The 17863-nt window shown below is 39.5% G+C and carries 15 protein-coding genes and 2 rRNA genes (1 of these 17 cut by a window edge); 3 read left to right on the top strand and 14 right to left on the bottom strand.

Features of this window, described 5'->3' with window-relative positions:
• Positions 1-168: 168 nt before the first annotated feature.
• The 3 genes from FJQ98_RS00715 to FJQ98_RS00705 form a co-directional block, all read right to left on the bottom strand.
• Entirely contained in the window at positions 169-1323 is a 1155-nt protein-coding gene (locus FJQ98_RS00715; protein WP_053592680.1) for a transglutaminase domain-containing protein, read from the bottom strand.
• A gap of 256 nt (positions 1324-1579) precedes the next feature.
• The gene (locus tag FJQ98_RS00710; RefSeq protein ID WP_010857552.1) at positions 1580-1840 is read right to left on the bottom strand and encodes a metal-sensitive transcriptional regulator; all 261 of its coding nucleotides are present in this window, start codon (positions 1838-1840) and stop codon (positions 1580-1582) included.
• 60 nt (positions 1841-1900) lie between these two features.
• Positions 1901-2611 carry a glycosyltransferase family 2 protein gene (locus FJQ98_RS00705; protein ID WP_241774470.1) on the bottom strand — a complete coding sequence of 237 codons (711 nt, stop codon included), beginning with the start codon at positions 2609-2611 and terminating at the stop codon, positions 1901-1903.
• A gap of 449 nt (positions 2612-3060) precedes the next feature.
• Between FJQ98_RS00705 and FJQ98_RS00700 the strand changes: the two genes are divergently transcribed.
• Positions 3061-5010 carry an SEL1-like repeat protein gene (locus FJQ98_RS00700; RefSeq protein ID WP_241774471.1) on the top strand — a complete coding sequence of 650 codons (1950 nt, stop codon included), beginning with the start codon at positions 3061-3063 and terminating at the stop codon, positions 5008-5010.
• A gap of 242 nt (positions 5011-5252) precedes the next feature.
• On the opposite strand, the gene FJQ98_RS00695 is transcribed toward FJQ98_RS00700, so the two are convergent.
• From FJQ98_RS00695 to FJQ98_RS00670, 6 genes are all read right to left on the bottom strand, one after another.
• Positions 5253-5657 carry a hypothetical protein gene (locus tag FJQ98_RS00695; protein WP_053592681.1) on the bottom strand — a complete coding sequence of 135 codons (405 nt, stop codon included), beginning with the start codon at positions 5655-5657 and terminating at the stop codon, positions 5253-5255.
• Positions 5658-5733: 76 nt separating this feature from the next.
• On the bottom strand, positions 5734-7104 hold the full coding sequence (locus tag FJQ98_RS00690; protein WP_053592695.1) for a sensor histidine kinase: 1371 nt from the start codon (positions 7102-7104) through the stop codon (positions 5734-5736).
• The gene (locus FJQ98_RS00685) at positions 7104-7775 is read right to left on the bottom strand and encodes a response regulator transcription factor (RefSeq protein WP_053592682.1); all 672 of its coding nucleotides are present in this window, start codon (positions 7773-7775) and stop codon (positions 7104-7106) included. Before FJQ98_RS00685 ends, FJQ98_RS00690 begins: the two co-directional genes overlap by 1 nt.
• 109 nt (positions 7776-7884) lie before the next feature.
• Positions 7885-8982 (bottom strand): DUF1648 domain-containing protein, encoded by a 1098-nt coding sequence (locus FJQ98_RS00680; protein ID WP_053592683.1) that lies wholly within the window; start codon positions 8980-8982, stop codon positions 7885-7887.
• A gap of 3 nt (positions 8983-8985) precedes the next feature.
• Positions 8986-9381, bottom strand: coding sequence for a GntR family transcriptional regulator (locus tag FJQ98_RS00675; RefSeq protein ID WP_053592684.1), 396 nt, complete (start codon positions 9379-9381; stop codon positions 8986-8988).
• A gap of 78 nt (positions 9382-9459) precedes the next feature.
• Complete coding sequence (locus tag FJQ98_RS00670; RefSeq protein ID WP_053592685.1) at positions 9460-10347, bottom strand: LysR family transcriptional regulator; 888 nt, start codon at positions 10345-10347, stop codon at positions 9460-9462.
• A 128-nt stretch (positions 10348-10475) separates the two neighbouring features.
• Between FJQ98_RS00670 and FJQ98_RS00665 the strand changes: the two genes are divergently transcribed.
• A complete protein-coding gene (locus FJQ98_RS00665) occupies positions 10476-11141 on the top strand; it encodes an O-methyltransferase (protein ID WP_053592686.1) in 666 nt (221 codons plus the stop codon).
• Between the two features lie 51 nt (positions 11142-11192).
• Here the strand turns inward: FJQ98_RS00665 and FJQ98_RS00660 are convergent, their stop codons facing one another.
• The 3 genes from FJQ98_RS00660 to aceA form a co-directional block, all read right to left on the bottom strand.
• Positions 11193-12362 carry a pyridoxal-phosphate-dependent aminotransferase family protein gene (locus FJQ98_RS00660; protein ID WP_053592687.1) on the bottom strand — a complete coding sequence of 390 codons (1170 nt, stop codon included), beginning with the start codon at positions 12360-12362 and terminating at the stop codon, positions 11193-11195.
• Between the two features lie 313 nt (positions 12363-12675).
• Positions 12676-14274: a malate synthase A gene (aceB, locus tag FJQ98_RS00655; RefSeq protein ID WP_053592688.1), complete on the bottom strand. Its 1599-nt coding sequence runs from the start codon at positions 14272-14274 to the stop codon at positions 12676-12678.
• 110 nt (positions 14275-14384) lie between these two features.
• The gene (aceA, locus tag FJQ98_RS00650; RefSeq protein WP_053592689.1) at positions 14385-15668 is read right to left on the bottom strand and encodes an isocitrate lyase; all 1284 of its coding nucleotides are present in this window, start codon (positions 15666-15668) and stop codon (positions 14385-14387) included.
• A gap of 214 nt (positions 15669-15882) precedes the next feature.
• Here aceA and FJQ98_RS00645 point away from each other — a divergent pair, with 214 nt between their 5' ends.
• On the top strand, positions 15883-16554 hold the full coding sequence (locus FJQ98_RS00645; protein ID WP_053592690.1) for a LytTR family DNA-binding domain-containing protein: 672 nt from the start codon (positions 15883-15885) through the stop codon (positions 16552-16554).
• Positions 16555-16720: 166 nt separating this feature from the next.
• Here FJQ98_RS00645 and rrf read toward each other — a convergent pair.
• Both rrf and FJQ98_RS00635 read right to left on the bottom strand, forming a co-directional pair.
• Positions 16721-16836 (bottom strand): 5S ribosomal RNA (gene rrf, locus FJQ98_RS00640).
• Positions 16837-17060: 224 nt separating this feature from the next.
• Positions 17061-17863, bottom strand: a 23S ribosomal RNA gene (locus FJQ98_RS00635) (it continues 2133 nt past the right edge of the window).

Genomic DNA, 17863 nt, shown 5'->3' with positions numbered 1-17863 from the left:
ATACAAAAAAAGCACAAAGAACTCACTCGGAAGTCCTTTTGTGCTTTCATTTTATCAATAGATAAAGATATTTGTAATTTGAGGTGTATGGTGATTGGATCTCGCAAGCGAACGACCTTGTCACCCATTTCCCCTACTTACGCAATAAATAATAGCGTACCTTGAAGCTTATTTAATTTTAAGCGTTTGATCTTTTGCATTAACTTTATAAATTAAATAATTATCACTTATTCTTAAATCAGAAACCACTTGCTTCGCGAGCACCTCAGCTTTTAATGTTTTAAGATTTAATTTTGTTAAGTAACCACTGTTACTGTAATCACTGAAATACAAATAGTTATCCGCTCCTGTAATATACAAGGCACGTTTATCAATAACTTTAGTTTTCTTACCGCTTGCTAAATCAAGCTTATACAATTTATTGTTATCCGCAGTATTACTGAAGTATAGTGTGTTATTAACTTGATAGGCAAAGTGAACATTTTGCATATAGCTGTATGTTGTACTTGTTGCAGCAGGATAATCTGAAGCTATCCACTTATGGTCTTTCTTAAGCTGCGCATCCGTTACTAAAAAATAATCGTACGAAGAGGCGCCAATGCGATTTGGTAACGGATCATTCCATGTTGTATCTAGATGATACCATTTACCATCTACCTTCACTAAATTCCATGCATGTGCCTCGTTACCATTAACATAGCCTACAACATACTTTGTGTCGAACCCTGCTTGCTCCAACATTTTATAGGACGTTAACGCGTAGCCTTGACATACAGCTTGTCCTTCCATTAACAATGCATATGCACTATGGGGACTAGCCTTTGTTTTAGTACCATATGCAGTATTTGACACAATATAATCATTAATCGCTTTTACTTTTTCGAATTCTGTCATAGAAGGCTTAATAATCGTTTTTAATACTTGATCAACCTTTTTTTGTACGGCAGCTTCCTGTTTTTGGTTTGTAATATATTTCACTTTAAATGTCACATTGCCTGTTGAATCTGCAGAAATAGTAGTACTTTCCAAATGACCGCTCGCATAGACTGCTTGCTCCTGTGCTTTTTCAAAAGCTTCCATAATTTTTTTATTGAAATCAGTCATTGGTCCACTATATGTAATTTTAATTTCCGGTGCGAAATTATTTAATTGTTTTACGATTTCTGTTGTGAATTGATCCCAAGTTGTTACTTTGGTATTCGCTACTACATTATAAGCAATCACTGGGGAAGTGTGTACTGGACGAGCATCTGCATTTTTAGCATAAGCTGCTGTTGGACTTAACATCAGTAATGCCGCTCCGCTTATCAACCATTTTTTCATTATAAATCACCTTCCCGTTTATTATATTCTTATAATTAGAATAACAGAGAATGTAACTATAAATCTATCGTACAAGTTCACTAACCGAGACTTTTAACTATCAAATTAAATTCAATTGATAGGTATAAACTACTAAAAATAAAATATAAGTATCGAAATAAACCATTTTTTTGCAAAAAAATAAAAACTCACCTTTATTATAGTGAGTTTTCAATATATCAATTGCCTTTTTCTATTGGACAGGCTTCTCTTTATTTTAACGACTTTTTACTACTAAATTGACTGCCTCTTGAATAACTTCATTCATTTTCTCGCCGTCACCTTCAGCATTCTGTACACATTCTAAAAGATTCGTACTGACAATTACACCAACTGTACGATCTACTGCTGAACGTACTGCCGATAATTGAGTAATGACTGCCTTGCAATCCTTCTCTTCCTCCATCATTTTCAAAATTCCACGTAGCTGACCTTCCATCCGTTTTACACGATTTTTCACTTGATCTGAATATTCCATCATCATTACTCCTTCTTTCCATACTCGCTACGTTCTTGATTGAGACTCCCACGCCTGTAGCTATGTTTTCCTTGGTTTTAGATAATTCTTAAGCATTTTAGCAATAATTGACCCTGCATTTGTTATTTCATCATATTGTATCACTGTATTTTTCTTTAGTCGTAGCTGACCTATCTCTACCTCAAAAATTGGACACTTTCTTTTAAGTGCAGCAACTAACATATTTGTGTCGTAGTCATATCGTTCGCCTTTTACTTTTATTAGCCATGGCAGCTCATTTATAGAAATAAACCGTAAACCTGTTTGTGTATCCATTAGTCTTCTATGATAAAGGGCCTCAAAAAACAAACTTGTAGCACGATTACCCCAATATGATAAAAACGTGCTGTCCGAAGAATGGAAGTTACGCACTCCTAACACAATTCCTTCAGAAAATACCTTTGTCATCGTTAAAACTAGCTTTACATCTTGTAAAGTATGCTGGTTATGAGCACCTACTGTAATAACACCTTGAAACATGCCCCTTTGCGCTCTTACATAGGCAAAGGCTGTTTTGAGTGCGCCTCCCTTACCAATATTGTGGTCATGCTCTAGCACTCGACAGCAGTCAATCTTTTTCAACTCCTCAAAAACACCTGCATATTTTTGATCGCTGCCATCATTGACAATAATAACTTGGCTAATGGTGATGGCTAATAATTGATGGACATAGGTTATAAGTGAATGTTGTGGATTATAGGCTGGTATAATTGCTGCAATATTTTTCATCATTTCTATCCCCCGGATAACTATCAAATGAAACTTTGGCAGATGTACTTGACATCCGCCGTAGGCTTTAACTTCTTTCAGCAGGTGTTTGGACACCTGCTGAAAGAAGTTAAAGTAGCTACTTCGAATCTCAACGATTCTCCTTATAACAAATAGTATCATGTATCGAGGACAATTCAACAATATCGATATTTTCCCGATATATGAAAAAAGAGGGTTTTTATGACTCATCACCAAAAGTTAGGAATGGTATTGGTCAAGACGTATACCATGTAAATAAGTTGATTTTCGTTCCGACTGGGCGACTCCTTGGGGGATTAGCGTCACAGATGAGACCCTGGAGCGAAACGTCAGCGGCAATGTTTTATCTGTGCGAAAGCGAAGCGACAGCAACAACAAAGCGCTCAGCCGGAACGGAAATCAACCCCACGTTATGGTGATGAGCCATTTTTATGAAAGAGGTGAGTGCTATCGTCATACAATATGAAATTCTCCAAGATCAATGTAAGAAATTAAAAGCTTTATCCTTCATTAAATTGGCTAAAAATTTACACGATGCTAGCACGCTCGCCATTGCAAAGCCTGCTATATCTCTACAAAAATCCCTCCTTGTACTGGAGGAAATTTTATATGAGCTTTATAAGCTGGAAATGCATACTGAACCGAAACTAAAAAATAAGCTAACGTTACTCAAGAATCGTAGCTTTGTTGCAAAAATTCATCCACGTCGCATTTATTTATTAATGAATCTTGTAAGCAAAATGACTTCTATTAATAGTAGTGAAGTCGCGGAGGCAAAGGCGGCAAAAATTGTTCTTGATTATATAAGTGATATTGTAGAATGGTTTATCGAACGCTATGACCGTAGCTTGAAGGCAAAATTGATTCGCATAGGCTCCAACTTTGAAGATATAACTTCAGCTTTTGATTTAAATACGCTACTTCAAGATGACCAATCAACCGAGGCCTATAAAAGTGCTGCAAACTGGTTTGAGCTTGCCGCAAAACAAGGGAATGCAAGTGCTCAATATAATTTAGGTGCTCTTTATAATCAAGGCCGTGGTGTCAAGAAAGATTATGCACTTGCAAAAATGTGGTATGAACGCGCCGCTGCGCAAAATGATGCAAACGCACTTTATAGCTTAGGCGTACTCTATCATTTGGGTCATGGTGTTGTACAAAATTATGAAGAGGCCGCTCAATATTATAAAGCTGCTGCAGATTTAGAGAACGCAGATGCTCAGTACAACCTGGGTGTTTTATACAATCAAGGACTTGGTATGCCACTAAACTTTGCCGAGGCAGCAAAATGGTACATGTTAGCGGCCAATCAGGGGAATACAAGTGCCCAAAATAACCTTGGCTTCCTTTATCACAATGGGACTGGTGTTGAGCAAAGCTATGAGGAGGCTATAGCTTATTTTGAAATGGCAGCATTAGCTGGTGATGCAAGTGCTCAGTATAATCTTGGCTATATGTATCTTAAAGGCCGTGGTATCTCGCAAAATTTTGAAGAAGCTGCGAAATGGCTTCACTTAGCTGCACTTCAAGACCATACAAATGCTGAATTTCAATTGGCGATGCTATATAACACTGGTCAAGGTATACCTCAGGATCGCATAGAGGCTATAAAATGGTTTAAGCTCGCTGCACATAAAGGACACTTAAATGCTCAATACTGTCTCGGTGTGCTCTACGTCAAAGAAAATGATATAGCTCTAGCTGAAAAATGGTTACAGCTTGCCGCTAACACTGGACATATAAGTGCAGGCTTTGAGCTTGGACGTCTTTATGTATATCAGCTTCAGCAACCAGAGAAAGCTTTCCCATACTTCAAAGCTGCTGCTGAAAAGGGCTATGCTGATGCTCAGTACGAGATCGGATTATTATATGCAGCTGGAAGTGGGGTCACGTTAAATTATGTTGAAGCAGCAAAATGGTGGAGAGCCGCAACTGATCAGTCCCATATTCAGGCTGAGTATCAATTAGGATTATTATATGAGCAAGGATTGGGGTTCGAGCAGGACTTAGAAGAAGCACGACGCTGCTATCGACTAGCAGCCATCCAAGGACATTCAGGCGCTCAATATCAGCTTGGTAATTTATTTGATAAGGGAAAAGGTGTCAAACAGGATTATACAGAAGCCGCAAAATGGATTGAGCAGGCTGCCGCTAAGGGCCATGCCAAAGCACAATACCAATTAGCTCAAATGCACAGTCACGGACAAGGGGTACCAAAGGACTTTGTGAAAGCTGCCCAACTGTATCGACTGGCCGCCAATCAAGGGCATCAAAAAGCACAATTCCAGCTTGGTATGCTCTACAAAAAAGGACAAGGCGTTGCACAGGATTATAATGAGGCAACAAAATGGCTTAAGAAGTCACTTGAAAATATAAAATAAAGGACTCATCCCCATAGCGTGAGGTTGATTTCTTCTAGGCTACTCACTTCCTGTGGGTGAGCGTCGAGCGAAGCGGATGTTTTCTGTGCGAAAGCGTAGCGACAGCAACAAAGTGCTCAGTCACAACGGAAGTCACCCCCTCGTTTTGCCAAGCCATACTTTATTTAATAGGACATTTTAGTTTTTCAGTAACATGAAATACCGTGCCACCTCTTATTAAAGACAGTGACACGGTATTTTTTCTAGTTTTTCATTTCTTCTTTTTGATTTACCATAAATGTTACAACGATGAATAAAGCAAAGCTAATTAATAGTGTTGTTCCACCTACGATAAAAAAGACCATTGTAAATGTTCTGCCAAAATTAAATGGATTTAAATTGTAGAACCACATGCCTATTGTTAAGCCAAAAACACCGAGAATAGCTGTCCAACCATGTGCTGTCACCAATTTTTGTGATTTCACTTTGAAGGCACGATAGAAGATACCCCATGCAAACATACTTAACCAGCCCACTAATAAAACATGTGCATGTATCGGTCTATATTCATAACTACCTGAACCAGACATATGTGAACCTAGATACGTACCAAATAAAGCAAAAATCGCAGCAAGACGAATAAGGCGTAAACTCCATTTTTGTTCCATACGATTACTCCTCCTAAGCTTTTTCAACTTATTCAGCAGTCTATCGTGTGAACATGAACTTTACATGAACTCCTCATTACAACTTGGGTAAGTTGATACGAACGTTCGTACCCGAATCAATAACACTTTCCATTTGAACCGTTCCTCCATGTAGCTCAGCAATTTGCTTTACGATGGCCAGTCCAAGCCCCGTACCTTGCTTTGTTCTAGAGGCATCCACGCGATAAAAGCGATCATATGCCTTTTGTAATTGATTAGTAGTCATTCCTATACCACTATCCTTGACGAGTACTTCAACTGAAGTTGGAGATTCTTGCAAGTGAACATGAATTTCTCCACCTTCGACATTATATTTAATGGCATTCGTCAATAAATTATCCCAAACATTTTGCAATAGCCCCGCATCACCATCATATGTTACTGGTTCAATCTGGTATGATAATTGTACATTTGCCTCTTCAAGCTGCCAGCGATATTTTCTCACTGTTTCCTTTAATTGCTCATCTAGACGATAAGGTTCACGCTTTAATAACCTTGTAGATTGGTCGAGTGACGTTAGTAAAAGTAATTGCTTAGTTAATGTCGACATACGCTTCGTTTCTAGCTCAATAATCGTTGTATATTCCTGCCTTTCCTTGTCGGCCAGCAAGGGATTCTTTAGTAAATCTACATAGCCTTGAATATTCAACAATGGCGACTGAAAATCATGGGATACATTACTGATAAACTCTTTACGCATTCGATCATTTTCCTGTAATTTTTCTGTCATGACATTAAAGCTAACCGCTAATTGTCCAATCTCATCTGCTCGGTTTATATCCAGTAGCGTATCGAATTTTTCATGTGCAAGCTGATGCGTTGCCTCTGTTAGCTGTGTAATAGGACGAATTAGTGCCTTAGCAAAAAGTAGCATCGCCAATAGACTAAGTACTGTCATCACAAGAATTAGTCCGCCAAGTATCGTATGCACCTCAGAAAACAACAAGCGAATATCAGGTCTAATGAACAGTGCATACTGCTTATTTTCATAAGTGAATGGCACACCTATCGTATTAATTAACTCATTCGCAAAAAAGCCTGTTACAAATGTCTCTTTTGGAAAATCACGCATACCATGATAAATTTCCCCGTTTAAAACATGCTTGACTGTATTGGACGGTAGTGTTTTATCACGATACTCACCGCCGAAGAAATCTCCTTCGCTACCAGTTGTTGCATAAATTTGATAACCTATTTCACCAAGAGTCGTTAAATAATTATCTAAATCGTCAGGCTTTGAAGACTCAATGTATTTTGCCATATCCTGCGCAATTTTCACATTTTTAGCATCGTTTTTTTCCTTCACAACTTGATGATAATAAGTATTTGTCGCTAAAAAGCCGATACACAAGCTGCCGATCATAACAAGCATCGTCGTGACAACAAATTTACTATATAACGTTTTCATCATGCAATAACCTCAAGCTTATAGCCAACACCACGCACCGTTGTAATCTCAACACCTGATTCATAACGATGCAGACGCTCACGAATCCGCTTCATATGTGTATTTAAAGTCTGCTCATCTCCATCATAGTCATAGCCCCATACTTGCTCCATAATGAAACTACGTGTAAACACCTGATTCGGACGCGATGCTAGTAATGCCAGTAGCTCAAATTCCTTTAAAGGCAGAACAAGTGTATCTTCCCCAATGACAACTTCAAAGCTTCGACGATCGATGACTAGCCTGCCCACCTGGATTGTTACTTGATTTTTCTTATCTAGCCTACGCAATATGGCGGCAATGCGAAACAGCAATTCTTTAGGCTCGAATGGTTTGACAACATAGTCATCTGAGCCTGCCAAAAACCCTCGTTCCTTGTCCTCAAGCTCGCCCTTTGCCGTTAATAGCAGTACAGGGATATCGTAATCTTTGCTCAATGTTTCCGTTAATGTAAAACCATCCATTCCCGGCATCATGACATCCACAACAGCCAAATCAGGCAAGTTCCCCTCAAGTAGTTTAAGGGCCTGTTGTCCATTTTCCGCCTGTAACACCTGATAGCCCTCTCGTGTCAGATAAATATTCACTAGCTGTAAAATATGTACATCATCATCTACAACGAGAATTTTCATTCAAACCTACCTCCATCCAACCTGTTTCCAGTACACTGTTTTAACAAAAAAATCCGCTCCCATTCTCTGGACGGTCTGCAAGCCTTGCGTTTGTCGTTATCCGCAGGAGTTATAACGAAAAGAAAGAAATCAACAGCAATATTAGTAGTGGCAAACCAATTACGATATAGCCTCGTGGATTTGCAAAATTCATTGTCCAACCGACCCCAAAGCGTTTCTCGACAAAAACAGAAGGATCTTGACGGTTCATATAAATTAATCCGCCCTTCCAATAGCGATCCTCATCAACATCCATTACTTCTGAAGCGACATGATCTCCATATTTCACCCTCAGCTTGCGTTTTTTCCATGCGTAAACAAGTACTGAGCCAAGAACGAGTAATAAAAATAAAATAAATATTGGTAATAGCTTATTTCCTGCAGTCATCGAAGGATAGATATTGCTTAGCTGTAATACTGTAAATAATATAGTGAAGGCATAGCTTAATAACATTATGTTCCAGCTCATATATTTTCGACTTTTTAGCTGATCTTCCAATGATTCTTCCTTACGATTAACAGCCAATTTGATAGCCGACCGCTTAATGGAATCTACAATCCCCCACATCATACATTGGAACATTAGCATAATAAGCGGCAATGAAATCACAGTAAAATATGTTTTTCTTCTCCAAGAATCCGCTTCACCGCTAGGACCCCAGTGTACAGCAATATTGTTCGGTATTTGGTCATAATGGAGGAATGTAAAGATAATTAAAAACGCCGTAACACCGAAAGGGACTACATAAAATGGCCACGGAAGCATTTCATCACGACTACGTGCCGTTAAGTCAATTGCACGAACCTGTTTTATATTCAAACCCCATTGCTCTTGCTTTTTAAGTTTTAAAACTTTTTGATGATTCACCCAATATAGTGTCATACTGACTGCAAGCATTGCAAATAAGCAACCAAGCAGTAAATTACCTTGCATGAACCCTGACTGCGCAAATACATAGTAGCTGACAATCATAATGATTAAAAACATTACACCAGAAATCCCTACGATTTGAGCATAATGCTTTTTCATATTACGTAATATTGGATGTTTTACATTTTGTTCAGGTACAGTCACGCCAAAGATAATCGTTTCCCGTACTATAAACGGAACAAACACTTGTAAAGCTAATGTTATGATGTAGATAGTTGTAAAAACACCAAGTAGCATTTGCTACACCCCTTCTGCTGGTATATGCAAATCAGCAAATACCTTTTTCATCATGTACTCGATCTGCTCCACTGTTGCGCCGAGCACCATTCCTTCTGCCACAACAGGCTTTAAATTTTTTTCAATTTGCTGTAATTGTTCTGGTGTTAAGGGGCGCTCCTCCGTTGAACAAATAATAGCACCTGATTTAGCTCTGATTGTAATGATCCCCTTCTCCTGTAACTCATGATAGCTTTTATTAACAGTATGCATATTTACACCTAAATCTGCCGCTAAATTACGTACAGATGGCAAGGTATCACCTGGCTTCATATCCCCTCTTGCAATTCCTTCAATAATTTGACGCGTTACCTGCTCATAAATTGGTACGTCAGATTGTGGCTCTATTTCAATAAACATTAATATCATCTCCATATTTGTTATATAATTAATATAACAAATAATCATTTTTTGTACATAAAGAAAGGGATATTGCAATTACAAAGAGTTCTTAACAATTTCTATAAACTTTTGCACAAGTAAACTATGCCTTTCATTCTTTCTTGCACAAATTGCAATTTTATGTTTAATATGAACATCCTTTACATAAACTCTTGCCAATTGCCCACTATCAACATACTCTCGAACTGCTAGTGACGAAATAAAATTTGCACCATAGCCTGCCATTACCGAACGGATCGTTTCATTGATTCCATTAAACTGTAGTGCGATTTTAGGTGGTTTGACTTGATACGTTTGACATAAAGAAAAAAGATGCTCTCTCATGGAGCTTCCTTCCTCACGCATAATAAAAGGCTCTCTCATCATGTCAGCAAGTGAAATGGACTGATTTGCATAACGATGATCAGGTGCGACGACAAACCATAATTCATCCTCAAAAAGCTCCTCCCACGCTACTTCTTCCGGTCTTTCTAATATACCACCACCATAAATAGCAATATCAGCTTTATACTGTATTAACTGCTCAAAAGCATCTTTGGTATTAGTTGTCGTAATAACTAAATTAACATCTTCATTTTCCCCTTTAAAGGTAGTGGCCCACTTAGGGATTAGAAAGTTAGCTGGTAAGTATGTAGCAACTATATGTATTGTTCCTGCTTTAGCAAGACGATGATCTTCAATGAATGATTCAATATGTTCTTCAAGCATAACAAGGTTTTTCGCTTTTTCTGCCAAAGCTTCCCCAAATTCAGTTAATACTACGCCCCGTCCTTGCTGCTTAAATAATTGAACGCCAATCTCTTGCTCAAATTTTTTTATTTGACTTGAAACTGCTGGCTGACTAATACGAAGTAATTCTGCCGCTTTCGTGAAACTACCTGTAGTAGCAACTTGATAAAACAATTTTAATCCATGAATATTCACGATTCCACCTCACACCCATAACCTAAAGTTATAAATTAATAATAATAATATATTTTTATTATGATTCATTCTATCATACACTTTACATGCAAGCTTGCAGGAAAAAATGCGGAAACGGGGACTGTTTGATGACCAATTTAAATGTTTGGAATAATGTAGATGAGTACTTTATGGAAAAACTAATACCGGCAGACACAGAACTTGAAGCAGTATTACAAGCTAATAAAGCAGCAGGTATTCCGGAGATTGATGTATCACCTACTCAAGGCAAACTATTATATTTACTAGCTAAAATAAAAGGAGCAAAAAACATTTTAGAAATCGGAACACTTGGTGGCTATAGTAGTATTTGGATGGCCCGTGCTCTTCCGAACGAGGGTAAAGTTTACACACTTGAAATTGATCCCGAGTATGCCTCAGTAGCTAGGGAAAATATTAAAAGAGCTGGCTGTGAACATAAAGTTGAAATTATAGTTGGAAAGGCATTAGATACATTGCCTATTTTGAAAAAAGCAGGGCAATTATTCGATTTAATTTTTATTGATGCAGATAAGCCCAATAATCCACACTACTTGAAGTGGGCATTAGAATTGGCTAATTCAGGGGCAGTAATCATCGCTGATAATGTTGTGCGTAATGGTGCAGTGGTCGATGAAAAAAGTGAAGACGAACGGGTACAAGGTGTGCGACAGTTTATAGATTTATTGCAAGAAGAATCACGAATTGAATCCACTGCAATACAAACAGTTGGCAATAAAGGCTATGATGGCTTTGTGCTCGCCGTAGTTAAATAATCGAAAAAGGAGATGTCTCATGATTCATTCGAGACATCTCCTTTCAAATAGTTATTTCGTAACTATTGCTAATTTTTCTTTTAAACATGCAACAGCTTGTTCTATATCAACTGTGCATCCTAGTTCATTTAATGTTTCCCCTATCAATCTTACAGCCTCCTCAAGCATTGCAGGGGTTGTATTGCCCATATGCCCGATACGGAAGGCTTTTCCTGCTAAATGCGCTAGTGCACCAGCTACTATCACACCTTTTTCTGCAAGTTTTGCACGGAACTTCGCATCCTCTACTCCTTCAGGATAAAGTAAACAGCTAAGTGTCGGTGCAGCAACCGCTTCCTCGGCCAGTGCCACCATACCATACGTGGACAATGCAGCTCTTATTGCACAACCATATGCGACATGCCGTGCCTCTCGTTTTATAATGCCCTCTTCTAGTACAATGTTCATCGCCACATCATATGCATAAATTAAGTTTACCGGAGGAGTTGCAAAGTATTTCCCTGGATCATTCATTACCAGAATCCAATTTTTAATATCGCTATAATAGGCCGGAATCGAACCCAATGCCTCGCGTGCCTTTAAAGCAGATTGATTGAAGGCGATAATTGCTAAACCTGGTGGTACACCAATAGCCTTCTGTGATCCTGTTAACACAACATCCAATTTATAGTCAGGACGGCCATATTCCTTGCTCATATTTTCTTCAAGGGCAGCAGTCGCCACAACTCCATCTAAAATAACAAGTGCTCCAGCTCTCTTAATGATTGGTACTAATGCATCCAAATTGGATACTACACCTGTAGATGTATCGGCATGTGTAATCGTAACAGCTTTAAAATTTCCCTCTGTCAATTTTTCTTCAACTGCAGAAATTTCAACTTCTTTACCCCATTCAGCCTGTAGTACCTCTACATTAATATCGTAAGCTTTCGCTAATGGTGTAAATCGGTCACCAAAATAACCGTGACTAATAACGAGTAGTTTTTCTCCTTTACCGATTGTATTGACAATGGCCATTTCCATAGCAAGTGTTCCAGACCCGGCTATCACAAAAACTTCGCCATCTGTTTGAAATAATTTTTTTGTTTGTTCTATAGCACTTTTATATATTGAAACAAAACGTGGATCCGTGTGTCCCCTCGTTTCACTTGCTAAGGCATCATAAATCTCACCTACTACTGGAGTTGGTCCAGGAACTAATAATAATTCTTTATTACGCATTTTACGCTCCTCCTTAGAATGAAGATAAAAAAATGCCTTACAAGCTCCCCATCTAAGCCCGCAAGACATCTTTCACCCCTTTTAAATCTCTTTATCTTTATTTTTAAGTAGACCCCTTATAATTTGTAACCATGCTCATTTTTCAGTAAGGAATGGGGGAACAGACCCCGCTCGTTACGTCAGTGGAAAAATTGGGTGGACTCCATTCGAGTTCAGTCCACAACAATCTAGGAAAGTTGGATATGTTCGTTTAGTAGATTCTTATCTCAAATCAATTATGCCTCGGCATAATTTCAGCGATTGCTGAAAGAAGTTAAGCTAATTTTTCGTATCCCGGAAGCGTCAAGAATTCGGCAAATTCATCTTGCTCAATTAAAGATTTAAACAGCTCAGCAGCCTCTTCATAGCGACCGCCGTTATAGGCTTGTTCCCCAACAGCCTCTTTGATTTTCACAAGCTCTTCCTCCAAGATTTCTAGTACAAATGCCAATGTAATGCCACGACCATCATCCAAGATACCTTTTGAATGACGAATCCACTGCCATACTTGTGTACGAGAGATTTCTGCAGTTGCAGCATCCTCCATTAAGTTGTTAATCGGTGCGGCTCCATTGCCTCGTAGCCAAGAAGCAATATACTGAACTCCTACACTACAGTTAATACGAAGACCCTCAAGTGTAATTGTACCTTCTGGAACAGCTACTAAATCTTCCGCTGTAACATTTACATCCTCACGCTTTTTATGGATTTGGTTTGGTGTCGTCATAATCGCATCAAACTGCTCCATCGCCGTTGCAACCATACCTGGGTGCGCTACCCAAGTTCCATCATGGCCATCTGTTGCTTCACGACGTTTATCTTCTGCAACCTTTGCAAACGCTACAGCATTCGCATTGTCATCACCTTTAACAGGGATTTGTGCTGCCATACCGCCCATCGCAGGCGCATTACGTTTATGACATGTTTGAATACATAAAGAAGTATATGCCTTCATGAATGGTACAGTCATTGTTACTTGTCCGCGGTCCGGTAAAATGACATCAGGTTGATTGCGCAGACGTTTGATATAGCTGAAAATGTAATCCCAACGTCCACAATTCAGACCCGCTGAATGATCGCGTAGTTCATATAAAATTTCATCCATTTCAAATGCTGCTAAAATTGTTTCGATTAAAACAGTTGCCTTAATTGTCCCTTGTGGAATTCCAATATAATCTTGTGCAAAAACAAAGACATCATTCCATAAGCGTGCCTCTAAATGACTTTCAAGCTTTGGTAGGTAGAAATAAGGACCCGTACCTTGTGCCAATGCATTTTTAGCATTGTGGAATAAATACAGACTGAAATCAAAGAAACTACCAGAAATCGGTTCGCCATCCACTAGTACATGCTTTTCAAGTAAATGAAGACCACGTGGACGAACTAATAACACAGCTGTGTTTTCATTTAACTTATATGTTTTCCCATTGGATGCTTGTGTGAATTCAATTGTCTTATTAATAGCATCACGCATATTAATTTGGCCACCAATCATGTTTTCCCATGTCGGGGCAGATGCATCTTCAAAGCAAGCCATAAACATTCTTGCACCAGAGTTTAAAGCATTAATAACCATTTTACGGTCAACAGGTCCTGTAATTTCTACACGACGGTCTTGCAAATCTGCTGGAAGTGGTGCAATTGTCCAATCTCCCTCGCGAATATGCTTTGTTTCTAGTAAGAAGTCGAGTTTCTCACCTGCATCAAGACGCTTTTGACGTTCTTGACGAGCCTCTAACAGCTCTTTTCGACGAGCATCAAATTTTTCATGCAGGGCAAGAACAAACTCAAGGGCTTCTGATGTTAAAATTTCTTTTGTTTGCTCGTTTTGCTCCCCAACAATTTTAAGCTTACCTGTTGTTGCTTGTTCCATCAGTTGTTTCCCCCACCTTTGCGATATTAAGTAGTCATCCCCCGCTTTAGGAGGAGCGGAGGAGACAAATCTATGATTATGAATTTAGGAATTCGCGTACTTTACCAAACTTATACGAATTGTTCTGTTTCTGTAGAACCAGCCATTGCTGTTGTAGAAGAATTACCACCAGAGATAACTTGAGATACATCATCGAAGTAACCCGTACCTACTTCACGTTGGTGACGTGTAGCTGTGTAGCCTTTTGCTTCTGAAGCAAACTCAGCTTGCTGTAGCTTAGAGTATGCAGCCATACCATTATCTTTATAATCGTGTGCAAGCTCAAACATAGAGTGGTTTAATGCATGGAAACCAGCTAATGTTACGAATTGGAATTTATATCCCAATTTACCTAACTCGCGTTGATATTCTGCGATTTCTTCTTCTGATAGATTCGCTTTCCAGTTGAAAGAAGGTGAGCAATTGTATGCTAGCAATTTACCAGGGAATTCAGCATGAATAGCTGCCGCAAATTCACGAGCTTCCTCAAGAGATGGTTTAGAAGTTTCACACCAAATCAAATCTGCATATGGTGCGTAAGCTAAACCACGAGCAATCGCTTGTTTGATACCTGGTTTTGTACGGAAGAAGCCTTCTGGAGTACGTTCGCCAGTAATAAACTCAGCATCACGTGGATCGATATCAGCTGTTACCATATCAGCAGCGTCAGCATCTGTACGAGCGATTAAAATTGTATCTACACCCATTACGTCTGTTGCAAGACGAGCAGCAATTAAGTTACGAACAGCATTTTGTGTTGGAAGTAACACTTTACCACCTAAGTGACCGCACTTTTTCTCAGAAGCTAATTGGTCTTCTAAGTGAACACCAGCAGCTCCAGCTTCAATCATTCCTTTTACAAGTTCAAATACGTTCAGAGGTCCACCGAAGCCAGCCTCAGCATCTGCTACGATTGGAGCGAACCAGTCAAATTGATCTACACGTCCTTCAGCATGATCGATTTGATCTGCACGTTGTAAAGCTTGGTTTATACGCTTAACTACTGATGGTACAGAGTTTGCTGGATATAAGGATTGGTCAGGGTACATTTGACCAGAAAGGTTAGCATCAGCAGCCACTTGCCAGCCTGATAAATAGATTGCCTTTAATCCTGCTTTTACTTGTTGTACAGCTTGATTACCAGTTAATGCACCTAATGCATTAATGAACGGTTCTTCATGTAAAGATCCCCAAAGTCGAGCGGCACCCTTAGTTGCTAAAGTTTGTTCAAGTACAACAGAGCCCTGTAACTTAACAACCTCTTCAGCTGAATATGCGCGTTCAATACCTGCCCAACGAGGGTTTTCTGCCCATTGTTTTTCTAATGCTTGGATTTTTTCTTGACGTGTTGACATATTGAAATTCCACCTTCCCCTTTGTATACAATATACTCTGTTAAAAAACTTTTAATTAACTGTTCCATAACAGGTTTATTTGTTGTAAATTAATATATAACAGAACATCTGAATTTTCATTATTTTTAGATAAAATACCAAATTTTAATGATGAAACCGCTTTTTTTAGCGACGAAATTTGGTAAACTGTTTACAAACAAGGGGGATATTCACAATGAATAATGAGTTTAATTCTTTGCCAAAAGATATTTCACAACAGTTTATTTCAATGTTAAAAGACTGGGTTCCAGCCAATTCATCCATTGCAATTGCTGCCGAAAGCTCCTATATCTATTTTCATTCTGGACATCAAAACATCAACTTGGAAGTAGGTCAACAAGTACAATCCGGCAGCATTGCAGAGCAAGTACTACGCACAAGGAAACGGACAGACGCCATTTTAGATAATTCCCTATTTGAAACCCCATATTATGGGATAGGCTACCCGATAAATATTTTAGATGTGCCTGCAGCACTTGTTGTAGTATTACCTTCAGCCTTTACCGAAAAGAAATTAGAGCCCTTTCAATTTTTAACTGGAAGACAAGAAGAGGAATGGAATCCTGTTGCAATTGAAAAAATCTCTCATATTGAAAGCCTGCAGAAAAAAACGTGGTTTTATGTGGAGGGAGAACAGTTTAAAACGAGCATTACACTTAAAGAACTTCAAATACGTTTACCTTCATCTTTTATTCGTATTCATCGATCCTATATTGTTAATATTCATTTCATAAAAAAAATGGCCCGTGATCTTACTTCTAATTTTATTGTCACTCTAAAGGATGGAAGTGAACTACCTGTTAGCCAATCTTATTTAAATAATCTTAGAAATGCCCTTGAATTTTAGTGACATCCGCATTCATCTCACCACCTTCAGAGGCGAGAGTCTGTAGCTGCCGCTTTGCTTTCGCTACACAAGATAAAAGGCTGTCCTATACATTTGTTGTATAAGACAGCCAAAATTTTTTTAAAAAATAAAAAAAGCCTGAGAAAAAATTCTCAGACTTTAGATTGCCTAGCGACGTCCTACTCTCACAGGGGGAAGCCCCCAACTACCATCGGCGCTAAAGAGCTTAACTTCCGTGTTCGGTATGGGAACGGGTGTGACCTCTTTGCCATCATCACTAGACTATTGACGATCTCCAATACACGGCGTATTACTGCGTCAGCTTCTCTCGTTCAATCAGTCACGTACAGAAGTACGCTCCCTCATTCACTCGTTTGCTTCCTTGTACTACTTGTGTCTTGAAGCTCTCTTTGGCTTTCAATATACGTCGTATTTTGAAACTCTAAAATGAAAGGTTTTGTTCTTTCAAAACTGGATAAACGGTGCATTGAATGTTTCAAACATTTTTGGTTAAGTCCTCGATCGATTAGTATTCGTCAGCTCCATGTGTCACCACACTTCCACCTCGAACCTATCTACCTCATCGTCTTTGAGGGATCTTACTTACTTGCGTAATGGGAAATCTCATCTTGAGGGGGCTTCATGCTTAGATGCTTTCAGCACTTATCCCGTCCACACATAGCTACCCAGCGATGCCTTTGGCAAGACAACTGGTACACCAGCGGTGTGTCCATCCCGGTCCTCTCGTACTAAGGACAGCTCCTCTCAAATTTCCTACGCCCACGACGGATAGGGACCGAACTGTCTCACGACGTTCTGAACCCAGCTCGCGTACCGCTTTAATGGGCGAACAGCCCAACCCTTGGGACCGACTACAGCCCCAGGATGCGATGAGCCGACATCGAGGTGCCAAACCTCCCCGTCGATGTGGACTCTTGGGGAGATAAGCCTGTTATCCCCGGGGTAGCTTTTTATCCGTTGAGCGATGGCCCTTCCATGCGGAACCACCGGATCACTAAGCCCGTCTTTCGACCCTGCTCGACTTGTAGGTCTCGCAGTCAAGCTCCCTTGTGCCTTTACACTCTACGAATGATTTCCAACCATTCTGAGGGAACCTTTGGGCGCCTCCGTTACCTTTTTAGGAGGCGACCGCCCCAGTCAAACTGTCCGCCTGACACTGTCTCCTGCCCCGCTAAAGGGCATGGGTTAGAATTTCAATACAACCAGGGTAGTATCCCACCGACGCCTCCTTCGAAGCTGGCGCTCCGAGATCTCTGGCTCCTACCTATCCTGTACAAGTTGTACCAAA

The organism is Lysinibacillus agricola, from assembly GCF_016638705.1.
Lineage (GTDB): Bacteria > Bacillota > Bacilli > Bacillales_A > Planococcaceae > Lysinibacillus > Lysinibacillus agricola.
Note: the sequence above shows the minus strand (reverse complement) of the source record. Positions and strands in the feature narration are given on the sequence as shown.

Bases quoted from the DNA above. Each gene is read 5' to 3' on its own strand.
- FJQ98_RS00700 (WP_241774471.1), top strand. From the start codon at position 3,061: ATGAAAGAGGTGAGTGCTATCGTCATACAATATGAAATTCTCCAAGAT.
- FJQ98_RS00685 (WP_053592682.1), bottom strand. From the start codon at position 7,775: ATGAAAATTCTCGTTGTAGATGATGATGTACATATTTTACAGCTAGTG.
- FJQ98_RS00695 (WP_053592681.1), bottom strand. From the start codon at position 5,657: ATGGAACAAAAATGGAGTTTACGCCTTATTCGTCTTGCTGCGATTTTT.
- aceB (WP_053592688.1), bottom strand. From the start codon at position 14,274: ATGGAACAAGCAACAACAGGTAAGCTTAAAATTGTTGGGGAGCAAAAC.
- FJQ98_RS00705 (WP_241774470.1), bottom strand. From the start codon at position 2,611: ATGATGAAAAATATTGCAGCAATTATACCAGCCTATAATCCACAACAT.
- FJQ98_RS00665 (WP_053592686.1), top strand. From the start codon at position 10,476: ATGACCAATTTAAATGTTTGGAATAATGTAGATGAGTACTTTATGGAA.
- FJQ98_RS00680 (WP_053592683.1), bottom strand. From the start codon at position 8,982: ATGCTACTTGGTGTTTTTACAACTATCTACATCATAACATTAGCTTTA.
- FJQ98_RS00690 (WP_053592695.1), bottom strand. From the start codon at position 7,104: ATGAAAACGTTATATAGTAAATTTGTTGTCACGACGATGCTTGTTATG.
- FJQ98_RS00710 (WP_010857552.1), bottom strand. From the start codon at position 1,840: ATGGAATATTCAGATCAAGTGAAAAATCGTGTAAAACGGATGGAAGGT.
- FJQ98_RS00715 (WP_053592680.1), bottom strand. From the start codon at position 1,323: ATGAAAAAATGGTTGATAAGCGGAGCGGCATTACTGATGTTAAGTCCA.
- FJQ98_RS00660 (WP_053592687.1), bottom strand. From the start codon at position 12,362: ATGCGTAATAAAGAATTATTATTAGTTCCTGGACCAACTCCAGTAGTA.
- FJQ98_RS00675 (WP_053592684.1), bottom strand. From the start codon at position 9,381: ATGTTTATTGAAATAGAGCCACAATCTGACGTACCAATTTATGAGCAG.
- aceA (WP_053592689.1), bottom strand. From the start codon at position 15,668: ATGTCAACACGTCAAGAAAAAATCCAAGCATTAGAAAAACAATGGGCA.
- FJQ98_RS00645 (WP_053592690.1), top strand. From the start codon at position 15,883: ATGAATAATGAGTTTAATTCTTTGCCAAAAGATATTTCACAACAGTTT.